The sequence below is a fragment of the Kitasatospora sp. LaBMicrA B282 genome, from assembly GCF_050325825.1.
Taxonomy (GTDB): domain Bacteria; phylum Actinomycetota; class Actinomycetes; order Streptomycetales; family Streptomycetaceae; genus Kitasatospora.
This window is the reverse complement of sequence record NZ_JBNQTI010000053.1, coordinates 12,520-27,664: the sequence shown is the minus strand read 5'-3', so window position 1 is coordinate 27,664 and position 15,145 is coordinate 12,520. Positions and strand designations below refer to the sequence as shown.

The 15,145-nt window shown below is 75.7% G+C and carries 17 protein-coding genes; 10 read left to right on the top strand and 7 right to left on the bottom strand.

Annotation, left to right across the window (positions count from 1 at the left end; all coding sequences use genetic code 11):
* Nucleotide 1 precedes the first annotated feature (1 nt).
* From pcp to ACQRUO_RS17130, 3 genes are read right to left on the bottom strand one after another with little or no spacing between them, the layout of a single operon-like run.
* Nucleotides 2-646 (bottom strand): pyroglutamyl-peptidase I, encoded by a 645-nt coding sequence (pcp, locus tag ACQRUO_RS17140; RefSeq protein ID WP_428316789.1) that lies wholly within the window; start codon nucleotides 644-646, stop codon nucleotides 2-4.
* Between the two features lie 33 nt (nucleotides 647-679).
* Nucleotides 680-1,648, bottom strand: a complete 969-nt coding sequence (locus ACQRUO_RS17135) for a DUF979 domain-containing protein (protein ID WP_428316788.1) — start codon at nucleotides 1,646-1,648, stop codon at nucleotides 680-682.
* Entirely contained in the window at nucleotides 1,645-2,433 is a 789-nt protein-coding gene (locus ACQRUO_RS17130; protein WP_428316787.1) for a DUF969 domain-containing protein, read from the bottom strand. Before ACQRUO_RS17130 ends, ACQRUO_RS17135 begins: the two co-directional genes overlap by 4 nt.
* Before the next feature lie 119 nt (nucleotides 2,434-2,552).
* On the opposite strand from ACQRUO_RS17130, the gene ACQRUO_RS17125 reads away from it, so the two are divergent.
* Nucleotides 2,553-3,263: a GntR family transcriptional regulator gene (locus tag ACQRUO_RS17125; RefSeq protein WP_428316786.1), complete on the top strand. Its 711-nt coding sequence runs from the start codon at nucleotides 2,553-2,555 to the stop codon at nucleotides 3,261-3,263.
* Here the strand turns inward: ACQRUO_RS17125 and ACQRUO_RS17120 are convergent.
* Nucleotides 3,206-4,282: a bile acid:sodium symporter family protein gene (locus tag ACQRUO_RS17120; protein ID WP_428316785.1), complete on the bottom strand. Its 1,077-nt coding sequence runs from the start codon at nucleotides 4,280-4,282 to the stop codon at nucleotides 3,206-3,208. The two genes, ACQRUO_RS17125 and ACQRUO_RS17120, sit on opposite strands and share 58 nt — an antisense overlap.
* Nucleotides 4,283-4,411: 129 nt before the next feature.
* On the opposite strand from ACQRUO_RS17120, the gene ACQRUO_RS17115 reads away from it, so the two are divergent.
* A complete protein-coding gene (locus ACQRUO_RS17115; protein WP_428316784.1) occupies nucleotides 4,412-5,305 on the top strand; it encodes a LysR substrate-binding domain-containing protein in 894 nt (297 codons plus the stop codon).
* A 112-nt stretch (nucleotides 5,306-5,417) separates the two neighbouring features.
* Here ACQRUO_RS17115 and ACQRUO_RS17110 read toward each other — a convergent pair whose 3' ends face one another.
* Nucleotides 5,418-6,668: an MFS transporter gene (locus ACQRUO_RS17110; RefSeq protein WP_428316783.1), complete on the bottom strand. Its 1,251-nt coding sequence runs from the start codon at nucleotides 6,666-6,668 to the stop codon at nucleotides 5,418-5,420.
* A gap of 98 nt (nucleotides 6,669-6,766) precedes the next feature.
* Here ACQRUO_RS17110 and ACQRUO_RS17105 point away from each other — a divergent pair, with 98 nt between their 5' ends.
* Nucleotides 6,767-7,648 carry a winged helix-turn-helix transcriptional regulator gene (locus tag ACQRUO_RS17105; protein WP_428316782.1) on the top strand — a complete coding sequence of 294 codons (882 nt, stop codon included), beginning with the start codon at nucleotides 6,767-6,769 and terminating at the stop codon, nucleotides 7,646-7,648.
* Nucleotides 7,649-7,716: 68 nt separating this feature from the next.
* The gene (locus ACQRUO_RS17100) at nucleotides 7,717-8,421 is read left to right on the top strand and encodes a GNAT family N-acetyltransferase (RefSeq protein ID WP_428316781.1); all 705 of its coding nucleotides are present in this window, start codon (nucleotides 7,717-7,719) and stop codon (nucleotides 8,419-8,421) included.
* Nucleotides 8,422-8,462: 41 nt separating this feature from the next.
* Here ACQRUO_RS17100 and ACQRUO_RS17095 read toward each other — a convergent pair whose 3' ends face one another.
* Together ACQRUO_RS17095 and ACQRUO_RS17090 are read right to left on the bottom strand one after the other, a co-directional pair.
* Nucleotides 8,463-9,281: a class I SAM-dependent methyltransferase gene (locus ACQRUO_RS17095; protein ID WP_428316780.1), complete on the bottom strand. Its 819-nt coding sequence runs from the start codon at nucleotides 9,279-9,281 to the stop codon at nucleotides 8,463-8,465.
* A 202-nt stretch (nucleotides 9,282-9,483) separates the two neighbouring features.
* A complete protein-coding gene (locus ACQRUO_RS17090) occupies nucleotides 9,484-10,227 on the bottom strand; it encodes a phosphoribosyltransferase (RefSeq protein WP_428316808.1) in 744 nt (247 codons plus the stop codon).
* A gap of 276 nt (nucleotides 10,228-10,503) precedes the next feature.
* Here ACQRUO_RS17090 and ACQRUO_RS17085 point away from each other — a divergent pair, with 276 nt between their 5' ends.
* From ACQRUO_RS17085 to ACQRUO_RS17060, 6 genes are all read left to right on the top strand, one after another.
* Nucleotides 10,504-10,806, top strand: coding sequence for an urease subunit gamma (locus ACQRUO_RS17085; protein ID WP_428316779.1), 303 nt, complete (start codon nucleotides 10,504-10,506; stop codon nucleotides 10,804-10,806).
* Nucleotides 10,803-11,159, top strand: a complete 357-nt coding sequence (locus tag ACQRUO_RS17080) for an urease subunit beta (protein WP_428316778.1) — start codon at nucleotides 10,803-10,805, stop codon at nucleotides 11,157-11,159. The genes ACQRUO_RS17085 and ACQRUO_RS17080 overlap by 4 nt, the downstream gene beginning before the upstream one ends.
* Nucleotides 11,152-12,873 (top strand): urease subunit alpha, encoded by a 1,722-nt coding sequence (locus ACQRUO_RS17075; protein WP_428316777.1) that lies wholly within the window; start codon nucleotides 11,152-11,154, stop codon nucleotides 12,871-12,873. The genes ACQRUO_RS17080 and ACQRUO_RS17075 overlap by 8 nt, the downstream gene beginning before the upstream one ends.
* A gap of 7 nt (nucleotides 12,874-12,880) precedes the next feature.
* On the top strand, nucleotides 12,881-13,561 hold the full coding sequence (locus ACQRUO_RS17070) for an urease accessory protein UreF (RefSeq protein ID WP_428316776.1): 681 nt from the start codon (nucleotides 12,881-12,883) through the stop codon (nucleotides 13,559-13,561).
* Between the two features lie 105 nt (nucleotides 13,562-13,666).
* Entirely contained in the window at nucleotides 13,667-14,359 is a 693-nt protein-coding gene (gene ureG, locus ACQRUO_RS17065) for an urease accessory protein UreG (RefSeq protein WP_428316775.1), read from the top strand.
* 11 nt (nucleotides 14,360-14,370) lie between these two features.
* Nucleotides 14,371-15,129 (top strand): urease accessory protein UreD, encoded by a 759-nt coding sequence (locus tag ACQRUO_RS17060; RefSeq protein WP_428316774.1) that lies wholly within the window; start codon nucleotides 14,371-14,373, stop codon nucleotides 15,127-15,129.
* Nucleotides 15,130-15,145 lie beyond the last annotated feature (16 nt).

Below are 15,145 nucleotides of genomic sequence, written 5' to 3'. Positions count from 1 at the left end.
CCTAGTGCAGGGCCCCGCCCACCAGGGGGAGGTCGGCCCGGTGGAAGGTCGCGGCGGTCAGCAGGGCGCGCAGGCCGCTGGCGGCCGTGGCGGCCGGGAGGCAGGGCCGGGCGGCGGCCAGCACCTGTTCGGGCAGCGCGGGCAGGTGGACGAAACCGCCGCGCACGGCCGGGCGTTCGGTGGCGATGAGGTGCATCAGCCGGTAGAAGACGTGGTTGCAGACGAAGGTGCCCGCGGTGTGCGAGACCGAGGCCGGCAGGCCGGCGGCCCGGACGGCGGCGACGCAGGCCTTGACCGGCAGGGTGGTGAAGTAGGCGGCGGGGCCGGTGGGTTCGATCGGACGGTCGATCGGCTGGCGCCCGGCGTTGTCGGGGATCCGGGCGTCGTCGAGGTTGACCGCGATCCGTTCCACCGTCAGGTCGGGGCGGCCGTCGGCCACGCCGACGCAGAGCACCAGGGCGGGGTCGAGCTCGGCTATCGCGGCGCGCAGTTGCTCGGCGGCCAACCCGAAGACGCAGCTGAGCCGGACGGCGGTCACCGCCAGGCCGGGGGGCGGCGCGTCCGCCACCAGTCGGACGGCCTCCCAGGAGGCGTTGGCGGTGGCGCCGTCGAAGGGTTCGAAGCCGGTGAGCAGAACCCGGGTCATGGGCACGGCCTTTCGGGTGGGTGCGGCGGGGTGTCAGAACGCGAAGAGCGAGATGATCGCGATGTTGCAGACCAGCAGTGCACCCGCGGTCGGCAGCTGCGCCTTGATCGGCCCGTACTGGTCCTTGAGTTCGAGCAGGGCCGCCGGAACCAGGTTGAAGTTGGCGGCCATCGGCGTGACCAGGGTGCCGCAGAAGCCGGCCAGCATGCCGACGGCCAGCACCACCGGTGGCTTGCCGTGCAGCTGGGTGATCAGGACCGGCCAGCCGATCGCCGCCGTCATCACCGGGAAGGCGGCGAAGGCGTTGCCCATGATGACCGTGAAGACCGCCATGCCGACGCAGTAGAGCGTCACCGCGAGGTACTTGTGGCCGTCGGGCAGCACGTGCGTGGTGAGCCGGCCGACCTGGGTGCCGACGCCGGCCGCCTGGAAGATGGTCCCCAGGACGGCGAGCAGTTGTGGCAGCAGCACCGCCCAGCCCATCGACTCCAGCAGGCCGCGGCCGGCGTGCAGTGGGACGGCGGGGTTGCGTTCGCGCAGCACCACCATGGCCACGACCAGCCCGGCGACCGCGCCGAGACCGAGGCCGAGGATGGTCTCGCCGCCGGCCTCCAGCACCGGCCTGCCGCCGAGCCGCCAGTGCTTGACCAGGGTGCTGCAGACCACCGCGACCAGCGGGATGGTGAGCGCGGGCAGCAGCAGCCGGCTGCCGAGCCGGGCGGCGGAGGCGGTGCGCTGCTCGGCCGTCGTGGTGCGCGGGGTGCCGCGGCCGGTGAAGCCGAAGCCGGCCAGGGCGATCATGGCCAGCACGGCGACGCCGAGCGGTTCGGCGGGGGCGGTCTTCCGGGTCACCCAGGTGCCGTAGACGAAGCTGAGGCCGAGCAGGCCCCAGAACGCGGCCGAGCCGTACCGCTTGGGATTGCTGCGGTCGCCGGCCATCTGCGCGGCCATCGCCAGGAAGACGGCGCCGACCAGCCAGTAGAGCCACTCCGTCCTGATCACTGCGCCTCCTCCGCGGTCGAGCGCTCACCGGCGCGGTCCGCCGCCGTCTGGGCCGCCACCGTCGGAGCCGGCGCCTTCCGCATCGCCGTCGGTCCCGCGGCGCCGGGCGGTCCGCCGGCCCGGGCGGCGTCGGTCAGCGTGCGGTCCAGTCGGAGCAGCCGCAGGCCGTGCACGACGGTGGCGCAGAGCGCGGAGGGGATCGCCCAGAGCGCGAGCTGCATCGGCTCCAGGTGCGTGTGGTAGACGCTGTTGACGAACCCGGTGATCAGCAGGATCGAGCCGACCGCCAGGAAGCAGTCCTCGCCGAAGAAGAGGCCGACGGTGTCCGCGCTGGCCGCGAAGGAGCGGATCCGCTCGCGCAGCGCCGGCGGCAGCGGGCCGTGCCGGCGCTCGGCGGCCGCCTCGGCCATCGGGGCGACCATCGGGCGCACGGCCTGGGCGGGGCCGCCGATGCCGGTCAGGCCCAGGGCGGCGCCGAGTTGACGGACCACCAGGTAGACGGCGAGCAGCCGGCCGGTGGTGAGCCGGCCGAGCTTGCCGATCAGGGTCCGGGCCTGTTCCTGCAGGCCGCCGCGCTCCAGCAGGCCGATCACCGGCAGGGTGATGACGAAGAGGGTGACCGAGCGGCTGGAGGCGAAGCCGGTGCCGAAGGCGGCCAGGACCTGGTGGGGCGAGAGCTTGCCCAGCAGTCCGGTGGCGATGCCGGAGACACCGACGATCAGCACGGGATTGCGCCTGGTGGCGAAGCCGATCACCACCACGAGCACGCCGAGAAGGACGATCATGGAGGGTTTGCCTTCCATGCGGGGGACCCGCCGGGTGGGCGGGGTGGGGTTGCAAGGGAGGCTAAGGTTTTGTTCAACAATCCCACAAGGGGCCCGAGGGTGGGAGTGGAGGAGTCATCATGGCCGGAACACGACAGAGTCGGTCCGCCGCCCTTGACGCCCTGGCGGCCGACCGGGGACGACTGGTCCGGGCCGGCGCTGCCCAGCGGGTGGCCGAGGTGCTGCGCGACCGGATCATCGCCGGTCAGCTGACCCCCGGCACCCGGCTCTCGGAGGAGGCGCTCGGCGAGGCGCTCGCCATCTCCCGCAACACGCTGCGCGAGGCGTTCCGGCTGCTCGCCGAGGAGCGGTTGGTGGTGCACGAGATGAACCGCGGGGTCTTCGTCCGGGCCCTGACCCCGGCGGACGTCGCCGACATCTACACCATGCGCACCGCGCTGGAGACCGCGGGCGTGCGGGCCGCGGCGGCGGCGCCCGCCGAGCGGCGGGCCGCGGTCGGTGCGGCCCTCGCGGACGCGCTGGCCGCCGAGGAACGGGCCGACTGGCTCGCGGTCGGCACGGCCGACCTGCACTTCCACCAGGCCATCGCCGCACTGGCGGGCAGCGAGCGGATCGACGACGCCATGCGCCAGCTGCTCGCCGAACTGCGCCTGGCCTGGGGGGCGATGCCCTCCGCCTACGACCTGCACGAGCCGTTCCTGCGCCGCAACCGGCAGCTCACCGCGCTGCTGGAGGCGGGCGAAACCGCGCATCTGGAAGGCGAGTTGACCCGCTACCTGGACGACGCCCGGGAGCTGATCACGGACCTGATGCGGGCCGTGGCCGGCTGAGCGGGCACCGCGGCGGTAGCCAGGGCGGCCTGCTCGGCCTGCTCGGCCCGGTCCGCCGCCGCACCCCAGCGGCGGGCGAGGACGGCGCAGACCATCAACTGCAGCTGGTGGAAGAGCATCAGCGGCAGCACGACCAGCCCCACCGCCGGCCCGGGGAAGAGCACCGTCGCCATCGGGATCCCGGCCGCCAGGCTCTTCTTGGAGCCGCAGAAGACGATCGCCGTGCGGTCCGCCCGCCCGAACCCGAGGCGGCGGGCCAGCAGCGTGGTGGCCGCCAGCACCGTCGCCAGCAGCAGCGCCTCCACCGCCCCGAGCACCAGCAGCCGGGGTATCGACACCTGATGCCAGAGGCCGCCGGTGACGGCCGCGCCGAAGGCGCTGTAGACCACCAGCAGGATCGAGCCGCGGTCCACCAGGCCGAGCACCCGGACGTGCCGGGTGAGCAGGCCGGTGAGCCGGCGGCGCAGCAGTTGGCCGGCCAGGAAGGGCAGCAGCAACTGCCCGGCGATCCCCAGCACCGCGCCGGCGCCGATCCCGCCGTGGGTGTCGAGCAGCAGGGCGGCGAGCAGCGGGGTCAGCACGATGCCGAAGAGGCTGGAGAAGCTCGCGCTGCACACCGCGGCGGCGGTGTTGCCGCGGGCGATCGAGGTGAACGCGATGGAGGACTGCACGGTGGAGGGCAGCAGGCAGAGGAAGAGCAGGCCCTGGTAGAGCTGGAGCGGGAGCACCGCGGGCACCAACAGGCGGGCGGCCAGGCCGAGCAACGGGAAGAGCCCGAAGGTCACCGCGAGGACCAGGGTGTGCAGCCGCCACTGCCGCAGGCCGTCCAGTGCCTCGCGGGGCGACAACCGGGCGCCGTAGAGGAAGAAGAGCAGCCCCACCGCGCCGACGGCGGCGTGCGAGACGCCGGTCGCCGCCGCGCCGCGGGCCGGGAGCACCAGGGCGAGGCCCACGGTGGCGAGCAGCGCCGTGATGAACGGATCCAACGGCAGGCGGCGGGACGGTGTCGGTGCGGGCATGGGCGTGCTCCATCGCGGGCGGGGACCGGGCTGGGTACCTCCAGCCTGGTCGGCGGCGCGCTGATTGTGAATCCCGCTGAGCGGACTTACTGCGATCACAAAATACGATAACCGCAGTACTGTGAGGGTGTGTTCGATCCGGTTCAGCTCAGGTCCTTCCTCGCGGTCGCCCAGACCGGCGGGTTCACCCGGGCCGCGCAGCGGCTGGGGCTGCGGCAGTCCACGGTCAGCCAGCACGTCCGGCGGCTGGAGGAGGCCGCCGAGCGGCGGCTCTTCGAGCGGGACACCCACTCGGTGGCGCTGACCGCCGAGGGCGAGGCGATGCTGGGCTTCGCCCGGTCGATCCTGGAGGCGCACGAACAGGCGGCGGCGTACTTCGCCGGCACCCCGGTCCGCGGGCGGGTGCGGTTCGGGGCGTCCGAGGACTTCGTGCTCACCGAGCTGCCGCAGCTGCTGCGCACCTTCCGGCGCGGGCATCCGGAGGTCGACCTGGAGCTGACGGTGGGCCGCAGCGCGGTGCTGGCCGAGCAACTCGCGGACGGGCGGCTCGACCTGGTGCTGGGCAAGCGGATCACCGAGGCGCCCGCGGCCGGCGGGTCTCCCGGGGCGGCCCCGGCGGCGGACCGGCTGGTCTGGCGCGACCGGCTGGTCTGGATCGGCGCCCCCGGCCACCGCCTGGAGCGCGGTGCGCCCGTCCCGCTGATCGTCTACCCCGCACCGAGCATCACCCGGGCCCGCGCGCTGGAGGTGCTGGACCGCGCCGGCCGGCCGTGGCGGATCGCCTGCACCAGCGCCAGCCTCTCCGGGGTGCGGGCCGCGGCGCTGGCCGGCCTGGGGGTGGTGGCGCACGCCGAGGGCCTGATCCCGCCGGGGCTGCACGCCCTGCCGGCGCAGCCCGAACTGCCGCTGCTGGGCGACACCGAGTTCGTCCTCAGCACCCGGCACGGCAGCCCACGCGGCCCGGCCGCCGCCCTGGCCGAGGCGATCCTGGCCGGCGGCGACCACCTCCGCCGCCCGCGCTGAACCGCGCCCGCAGCCGTCACCTCGCAGCCGTCACCCGGCAGCCGTCACCCCGCACCCGTCACCCGCGACCGCCACCCCCACCGTGACCCTCCCGGTCGGCTGAGCCCGCCGGTCAGGCCAGTTCACGCAGTCGCCGCACCGGGCTCGCGTAGAGGATCGACGGGCTCGCGATGCTGCCCACCGCCAGCAGCCAGAGCGCGGTGCGGGTGCCCCACTGCGCGGCGGCGGCACCGGCGGCCAGCGCACCGACCGGGATGATGCCCCAGGAGACGAACCGCACGGTCGCCATCACCCGGGCGAGCAGCTCCGGCGGGGCGGCGGCCTGCCGGTGGGTCCGGGTGACGACACTGGTCACCACGACGCCGGCGAAGAAGCCGCTGTTGCCGACGGCGAAGAGCAGCGTCGCCCAGCCCGCCCCGGCGGCCGGCAGCAGGAAGGCAGCGCAGCCGGACAGCAGGGCCGACCCGCGCAGCGCGGCGCCGTTGCCGAACCGGGCGACCAGCCTGGGGGTGAGGGTGGCGCCGAGCAGGCTGCCCAGCCCGCCGGTCGCCAGCAGCACGCCCACCACGGCGGACGGCGCACCGAGCGTGCGCACCAGGTGGACGGGGGTGAGCGCCATCAGCCCGCCGCAGACGAAGTTGATCGCGGTGGCGACCGCGGCGCACGGCCCGATCACCGGGTGCCGGACGACGTACCGCCAGCCCTCGCGGATCTGCGCCCGGAGGCCGCCGGGCGCGGCGCCGCCGGGGTGCGGGGCCCGCGGCAGGCTGCGCAGCAGCGCCGCGGAGGCCAGGTAGCTGACCGCGTCCACCAGCATCGAGGCGGCACCGCCGAGCAGTTGGACCAGCACGCCGCCGAGCGAGGGACCGGCGAGCTGGGTGGCCGCGTTGCTCGCGGAGGTCAGGCTGTTGCGGGCGGTCAGTTCGCCCTTGGGGACGATCGACGGCAGGAAGGTCGCGTTGCCGACGTCGAAGACCACGCTCGCCAGGCCGATCACCAGCGCGACGGCGACCAGCTGTGGCAGTCGCAGCACCCCGAGCCCGGCCGCCAGCGGCACCGAGGCCACCGCGGCCCCGCGGGCCAGGTCCATCGCGACCTGGGTGCCGCGCAGCGGCAGCCGCTGCACCAGCACCCCGGCCGGCAGCCCGATCAGCAGCCAGGCCAGGTAGCGGGCGGCGGTGATCAGGCTGACCTGGAAGGCGGTGGCGTGCAGCGTGACCACGGCGACCAGCGGCAGCGCCACCGTGCTCACCGCATCGCCGACCTGACTGACCGTCGACGCGCTCCAGTAGCGCCAGAACAGCCCAGCCGCACCGCCCGGTCGGGCCTCCTGTCGTGCCGCGTCCACCGTCTGCGTCGTCACGTCCGCCCCCTCGTCCGCCCCGGTCCCGGGTGCGGCCGGCTGCGCCGCCGACCCGGGACGAGTGAGTCTCCAATAGAGACTCACTATACTCAGTGATCATGCGCCACACGGAAGCCACCGATCCCGACTGCGCGATCGCGCAGGCCCTCGCCGTGGTCGGGGACGCCTGGACCCTGCTGCTGATCAGGGACGTCGCCGGCGGCACCCACCAGTTCGACGCGCTGCGCACCGGCCTGGGCATCAGCCGGAAGATCCTCACCGAACGCCTCAAGGCACTGGTCGCCGACGGGGTCCTGGAGAAGCGGCTCTACCACCCGCACCCGCCGCGCTACGAGTACCACCTGACGCCCGCGGGGCGCGGCCTGCTGCCGGTGCTCGTCGCCCTGCAGGACTGGGGCGGCCGGCACGTCCTGGGCGACGGCTCGCTCTCCGCCACCAGCACGGCCGACTCCGTCGAGACCCGCCGGGTGCACGCGCTGGTCGGCCACCGGCTGCCCGAACTGGCGCTCACCGCCGCCGGCGGCGAGGCGGTCGACCCGGTCGCCGACCGCGCCTGGACGGTGCTCTACTGCTTCCCCGGTGCGTACGCGCCCGGCGGCCTGGACTACCCGCCCGGTTGGAGCAGCATCCCCGGCGCCCGCGGCTGCACCCTGGAGTCCTGCAGCTACCGGGACCGGATGGCCGAGTTCACCGCCCGCGACGCGCAGGTCCTGGGCGTGAGCACGCAACGGCCGGACCAGCTGGCGGCGTTCGCCGAGCACCAGCGGATCCCCTTCCCGCTGCTCTCCGACGCCGAGCTGCGGCTGACCACCGCACTCCGTCTGCCCACCTTCCGGGCGGCCGGGGTGGACCGGCTCAAGCGGCTCACCCTGGTGCTGGACGCCCGCCGCACCGTGCGCGGCGTCCTCTACCCGGTGACCGACCCCGCGGGCTCGGTGGAGGACGCGCTGGCGCTGGTCGACCGCCTGGCCGCCGGCTGAGCGGGCCGGACCGGCGGGCCGCGGAAAAGCGGCGGCAGCCCGCGCAGTTCCCGTGCCAGGATGCCCCGGTGACCACCGACCACCTGCTGCGCCAGGTCGAGCGCCGCTGGCTGCACCTGGCCAAGGCGCCCGCCGGCACCGAGCTGCCCGCCGTCCTCGTCTCGCCCGACTCCGGGCTCTGCCCGCCGGGTTGGGTCGGCGTGGTGGTGCTCGACGGCCGGCCGCTGATCACCGCGCCCGACCAGCCGGGCGCCGCGCGGATCCGGTCCGTGCCGGCCGGCACGGCGCCGCTCGACCTCGGCGCGGCGCTCGGGGCCACCCGGGTGCTCGGGCCGGCCGCCCTCGCCTACCTGGAGCCGGCCGCCTTCCGGCCCGACGGCGGCGCGGAGCCGGCCGGCGTGGTCACCGAACTGCGCCCGCGCCACCCGGAGGTCCGCGGGCTGATCGCCCGGGTCGCCCCGGACGACGCCAACGAGGCCGGCCTGGACGAGATCACCTCCAGCGCCTTCACCGTGCTGGACCCCGCCGGCCGGGTGCTCGCCGCCACCGGCTACCGCACCTGGCCCGGGGGCATCGCCCACCTGTGCGTGCTCGCCGACCCGGCGCACCGCGGCCGCGGCCTGGCCCGCACCACCGCCTCGGCCGCGGCCGCGCACGCCCTGGCCGCCGGCCTGCTGCCGCAGTGGCGGGCCCGGGTGCCGGCCTCCCGCCGGGTGGCCGAGCGGCTCGGGTTCCGCGAGCTGGGCGCCCAGTTCACCTTCCTGGCGGGCTGACCCCGCCGAACGCCGGCCGGCCGTCGGTCGGTCGGCAGTCGTCAGCGGGCCCCGGGGGCCAGCACCGCCTTGAGCGAGAAGTAGAGCGGCAGTTCGCCGTCCTTGAGGGTCCAGGTCCCCTCGTCCCGCTTGCGCAGGAACGGCCGCCCCCGGTCCACCCACGGGAACTCGTGGTAGAAGCTCAGGGTCAGACCGGCCTGGCAGAGCGCGGTGATCACCTCGCCCATGCTGTGCGGCCACAGGTGCTGGAGCGGCGCGGCGGGCCCGTCGGCGGACTCCGGCGCGGTCAGCCGGGCGGGCACGGTGACCGGTTCGGGCCGCGCGAAGTAGGGGTGCCCGATCCGCGGTTCGGCGCTCTCCTCGCGCAGCGCGGTGAAGACCGGGTGCACGTCGGTGAGGTAGAACACGCCGCCCGGGGCGAGCAGTTGAGCCACCACCTTGGCCCAGGCGTCGAGGTCGGGCAGCCAGCTGAGCACCCCGCGGGAGGCGTAGACGATGGCGAACCGCTGGTTGGTGCGCTCGGGGAGGTGGTAGACGTCGGTGTACAGGAACCTGGTGTCGGTCCCCACCTCGGCGGCGATCCGGCGGGCGATGGTGATCGACTCCAGCGAGTAGTCCACGCCGGTGGCCCGGGCGCCGAGCCGGGACCAGCCGATGGTGTCGGTGCCCAGGTGGCACTGCAGGTGCAGCAGCGACTTCCCGGTGACGTCGCCGAGTTCCTCGAGCTCGTAGTCCCGCAACGTGCTCCGGCCGCTCAGCAGCGCCCGGGTGTGCCGGGCGACGTGCTCGTCGTTGCGCCGGGCCCAGTCGTCCCAGAGGTCCCGGTTGGCCGCCAGCGCCGGCCCCCACGGCGCGCTCACCGCGGCCGCCGCGCGTCGGTGGGGCGGAGCCGCGGGCGGTCCGGGTGGGCAGCGGGTCGACCTCGCCGTGCGGTTGCCATGGGTTCCGTCCTCGGTCCGTGCGGATGGCCGTCCCTTCCGAGGGTGAGCAGGTTCCGTCGGGCACCGCTGGAGGGGGGCTGGACCCACCCGGCCCCGGCCCTCGCGGCGCCCCCGCCGGTCGCTACCCGGCGTCGCCCGGGGCCGCGCCGGCATCGCCGGCCGGTGCGGCAGGAGCGGCCGGTGCGGCAGGAGCGACAGGAGCGGCCGCCAGGTCGAGCAGCCGGCGCACCTCCTGGTCGGTGGTCTGCTCGAAGTCGTTGTAGAACTGGCCGACGGCCTGGAAGGACGGGGGAGCGGTCAGGCAGACCAGGTCGTCGGCGAGCGGCCCGAGCACCCGCAGCGCCTCGGGAGCGGTGACCGGGACGGCCAGCAGCAGTTCGCCCACCTCGCGGCGGCGCAGCACCGCCATCGCCGCCCGGACCGTGGCGCCGGTGGCGATCCCGTCGTCGACCAGCACCACCGCCCGCCCCGCCACCTCCAGTGGCGGGCGGTCGCCGCGCAGCTGCCCGGTGCGCTCGGCGACCTCCGCGGCGGTGGCGTCGGCCAGCCGCTCCAGGCGGTCGGGGGTGATCCCGAGCGCCGCGATGATGTCGTGGTTGTACAGCCGGATGCCGCCCTCGCCGACCGCGCCGAGCGCCAGCTCCGGCTGGCCCGGGGCGCCGATCTTGCGGACCACCAGGATGTCCAGCGGGGCGCCGAGCGCCTGCGCGACCGGGTAGGCCACCGGGACGCCGCCGCGGGGCAGGCCGATCACCACGGGGGTGTCGGCGGCCCAGTCCGCCACCCGTTCGCCGAGCACCCGCCCGGCCTCGGCCCGGTCCCGGAAGGTCCGGCCGTGGTGTGTGCCGCCGTAGAACACCGTCATCGTGATCACCGCCTGCCGCCTCTCCAGCCTGCCACCATCCGGTGGCCGATCGCGAGCTGTTCACCCTCCCGTGTGATGGCTCGGGTGTCCCGCTGCGGTACACCGATCCGGGTGACGGCAACCCCCGGCCGGAGCGGACGGGGGCCCGCCCCGCCCGCGACACGCGCCCGCGGCGCCCTCCCGTGCGGGGCGCCGGTCCGCTACGGTTACGGCCACCAGACCCCGCGGCACAGCGCTGTGTCCGCGCCCTCTGAACTCCCCTCGAGGTGCGCGCAGATGAGGCTCACCCCCCACGAGCAGGAACGCCTGCTGATCCACGTCGCCGCCGAGGTGGCCCGGGCCCGGCGGGCCCGCGGGTTGCGGCTGAACCACCCGGAGGCGGTCGCCCTGCTCACCTCGCACCTGCTGGAGGGCGCCCGGGACGGGCGCAGCGTGGCCGAGTTGATGGAGTCCGGGCGGCGGGTGCTGACCCGGGCCGACGTGCTGGACGGCATCGCCGAGATGATCCCGGACGTCCAGGTCGAGGCCACCTTCCCGGACGGCACCAAGCTGGTCACCGTGCACGGGCCGATCCAGTGACCGGCACCCGGCCCGAGCCCGACGAGGGGCCGGCGGACGAGCCGACCCCCGGTCAGATCATCACCGGGGAGGGCGACATCACGCTGAACGCGGGCCGCCCGGTGACCCGGCTGCGGGTCCGCAACCTGGCCGACCGCCCGGTCCAGGTCGGCTCCCACTACCACTTCGCGGAGGCCAACCCGGGCCTCGAGTTCGACCGCGCGGCCGCCCACGGACAGCGGCTCGCCGTGCCCGCGGGCACGGCCGTCCGGTTCGAGCCGGGGATCCCGGTGGAGGTCGCGCTGGTGCCGCTGGGCGGGCGGCGCGAGGTGCCCGGGCTGCGCGGTGCGGTCGGCGGGCCGCTCGATGACTGAGCCCGGACTGCGGCTCTCCCGCGAGCGGTACGCCGAGCTGTACGGCCCGACCGCCGGCGACCGGATCCGGCTGGCCGACACCGACCTGCTGGTCGAGGTCGAGCTGGACCACTGCGCGGGCGGCGACGAGGTGGTCTTCGGCGGCGGCAAGGTGATCCGCGAGTCGATGGGGCAGGCCCGGACCAGCCGGGCCGAGGGCGCCCCGGACACCGTGATCACCGGGGCGGTGGTGCTGGACCACTGGGGCGTGGTCAAGGCCGACCTCGGCATCCGGGACGGCCGGATCGTCGCCCTCGGCAAGGCCGGCAACCCGGACACCATGGACGGCGTGCACCCCGCGCTGGTGATCGGCCCGGAGACCGAGGTGATCGCCGGCAACGGACGGATCCTGACCGCCGGGGCGATCGACGCCCACGTGCACTTCATCGCCCCGCAGCTGGTCCGGGAGGCGATCGGCTCCGGCATCACCACGATGATCGGCGGCGGCACCGGCCCGGCCGAGGGCACCAAGGCCACCACGGTGACGCCCGGCGGCTGGCACCTGGCCCGAATGTTCGCCGCACTGGACGACGCGCCCGTCAACCTCGGGCTGACCGCCAAGGGCAGCACGGTCAACCCCGCGGCGCTGCACGCCCAACTGCGGGCCGGCGCACTCGGCTTCAAGATCCACGAGGACTGGGGCGCCACCCCCGCGGTGATCGACGCCTGCCTGCGGGTCTGCGAGGCCACCGGCGTCCAGCTCGCGCTGCACACCGACACCCTGAACGAGGCCGGCTTCGTCGCCGACACGCTGGCCGCGATCGGCGGCCGCGGGGTGCACACCTACCACACCGAGGGCGCCGGCGGCGGCCACGCGCCCGACATCATCACCGTGGTCGGCGAGTTGAACGTGCTGCCCAGCTCGACCAACCCGACCCGGCCGCACACCGTCAACACCATCGACGAGCACCTCGACATGCTGATGGTCTGCCACCACCTCAACCCGGCCGTGCCCGAGGACCTCGCCTTCGCCGAGTCCCGGATCCGCCCCAGCACCATCGCCGCCGAGGACATCCTGCACGACCTCGGCGCGATCTCCATCATGAGCTCGGACTCGCAGGCGATGGGCCGGATCGGCGAGGTGATCAGCCGCACCTGGCAGACCGCCCACTGCATGAAGCGCCGGCGCGGCGCGCTGCCCGGCGACGGGCGGGCGGACAACGCCCGGGCCCGGCGCTACGTCGCCAAGTACACCATCAACCCGGCGATCGCCCAGGGCATCGACCACGAGGTCGGCTCGGTCGAACCGGGCAAGCTGGCGGACCTGGTGCTCTGGCACCCCGCCTTCTTCGGCGTCAAACCCGACCTGGTGGTCAAGGGCGGCCAGATCGCCTGGGCCCAGATGGGGGACGCCAACGCCTCCATCCCGACCCCGCAACCCGTGCTGCCACGGCCGATGTTCGGCGCCTTCGGGCGGGCGCCGGCCGCCAACTCGGTCAACTTCACCTCGCAGCAGGCGATGGCCGACGGGCTGCCGGAACGGCTCGGCCTGGGCAAGGAGTTCCGGGCGATCCGGGACACCCGGGCGGTGACCAAGGACCACTTGATCAACAACAGCGCCCGGCCGGAGGTCAGGGTCGACCCGGACAGCTTCCGGGTGACCATCGACGGCGAGCCGGTGGTGCCCGCGCCCGCGGCCGAACTGCCGATGGCCCAGCGCTACTTCCTCTTCTGAGCCGGCGATGGAGCACCCCCGGGGAGGACCCGGCTCCGCCCTGCTGCTGCTCGCCGACGGCCGCTTCCCGGCCGGCGGCCACGCGCACTCCGGCGGCATCGAGGCCGCCGTCGCCGCCGGCGGCGTGACCGACCTCGCCACCCTGACCGGCTTCCTGACCGGCCGCCTGCACACCGCGGGCCGCACCGCCGCCGGCCTCGCCGCGGCCGCGGCCGGCGGGCTGGACCCGCAACTGCTCGACCAGGCGGCCGACGCCCGCACCCCCGCACCCGCGCTGCGCACCGCGAGCCGCCGGCTCGGCCGCCAACTGCTGCGCGCCGCCCGGGCCTGCTGGCCCGACCCGCAGTGGGCGACGCTCACCGACCCGCACCACCCGGTGGTGCTCGGCCTGCTCGCCCGCGCCGCCGGCCTGGCGCCGGAGCAGGCCGCGGTGGTCGCCGCCCACGAGAGCGTCAACGGCCCGGCCACCGCCGCCGTCCGACTGCTCGGCCTGGACCCGTACCAGGTGGTCGGCCTGCTCGCCCGGCTGGCCCCCGCGGTCGACGCGGTCGCCGCCGAGGCCGCCGCCGCGGCCCGGGCCGCCGACCGCCACGCCGACCCCGACCTGCTGCCCTGCGCCGGTGCGCCGCTGCTCGACCTCCTCGCCGAGCGCCACCACGGCTGGGCGGTGAAGCTCTTCGCCTCCTGACCCCGCTCACCTCCTGAGCCCGCTCACCCCGTGACCGCGGTCGCCCCTCGACCGCGCCCGCCTCCTGACCCCGGCGCCCGCCACCCCTCCCGGAAGGTGAAGCCCTTGCACCGTGACCACCCCACCGACCCCTTCGGCGCGCCCGGCGCCCCCGCCGCCACGGCGGCCCCGCCCGCGTCGGGCCGCCGGCGCCCGCTGCGGATCGGGCTCGGCGGCCCGGTCGGCTCCGGCAAGACCGCCACCGTCGCCGCGCTCTGCCGCGAACTGCGCGAGGAGCTGTCGCTGGCCGTGGTGACCAACGACATCTACACCACCGAGGACGCCGAGTTCCTGCTCCGGCACGCGGTGCTGCCGCCCGAGCGGATCACCGCGGTGGCCACCGGCTGCTGCCCGCACACCGCGATCCGCGACGACATCTCCGCCAACCTGGAGGCGGTCGAGGAACTGGAGGCCACCCTGGGCCGGCTGGACCTGGTGCTGGTCGAGTCCGGCGGCGACAACCTCACCGCCACCTTCAGCCGCGGCCTGGTGGACGCCCAGGTCTTCGTGATCGACGTGGCCGGCGGCGACAAGATCCCGCGCAAGGGTGGGCCCGGCATCCGCACCGCCGACCTGCTGGTGGTCAACAAGACCGACCTGGCCCCGCTGGTCGGTGCCGACCTCGACGTGATGGCCCGGGACGCCCGGGCCCAGCGCGGCGAGCTCCCGGTGGTCTTCTGCTCGCTGGCCCGACCCGGCGGGGTGGCCGAGGTCGCCGCCTGGGTGCGACAGCGGCTGGCCGCCTGGGCGCACGGGTGACGCCGACGGCCGTGGCCCGGATCCGTGCGGAGTGCGACGGGCGCGGGCGCACCGCGCTGCCCGAACTGGTCGGCGCCGGGCCGCTCGCGCTGCGCCGGCTGCGGGCCACCGGGGTGCTCCCCGGGCCGACGGCCGCCGGGACGGCGGAGGTGGCGCTGGTCGGGGCGATGGCTGCGCCGCTGGGCGGCGACCGACTGGCCGTGCGGGTGGTGGTGGCGGCCGGCGCCCGGTTGCGGGTCGGCAGCACGGCCGCCACCGTGAGCCTGCCCGGCGACGGCCCGGCCGAGTACGCGCTGGACCTCGCGGTGGCGGCCGGCGGCCTGCTGGAGTGGCTGCCCGAGCCGGTGGTGGCCGCGGCCGGCAGTCACCTGGTCCAGCACACCCGGGTCGAGCTGGCCGCGGGCGCGGTGCTGCGGCTGCGCGAGGAACTGGTGCTCGGGCGGGACCACGACTGGCTGGTGCACGGTCGGCCGGGCCGGCTCACCACCCGGCTGACGGTCCGGCAGCAGGGCCGGCTGCTCCTCGACCAGCAGAGCGACCTGGGCCCCGGCGCCGCGGGCTGGGACGGCCCCGCGGTGCTCGGCCCGCACCGCGCCGCGGGCCAACTGCTCACCGTCGGGTGCCCCGGCCCCGCCGCCGCGGCCGGGGCGGACCCGGGTGCCGTCGCCAGGGCGGAGTCGGCGAGCCTGCTCCTCCCCGGCGACGATGCGCGGCTGCTGGTCGCGCTGGCCCCGGACGCCCTGGTGCTGCGGCGGACGCTGGGGGGCTGACCGCAGCCGCCGGCTC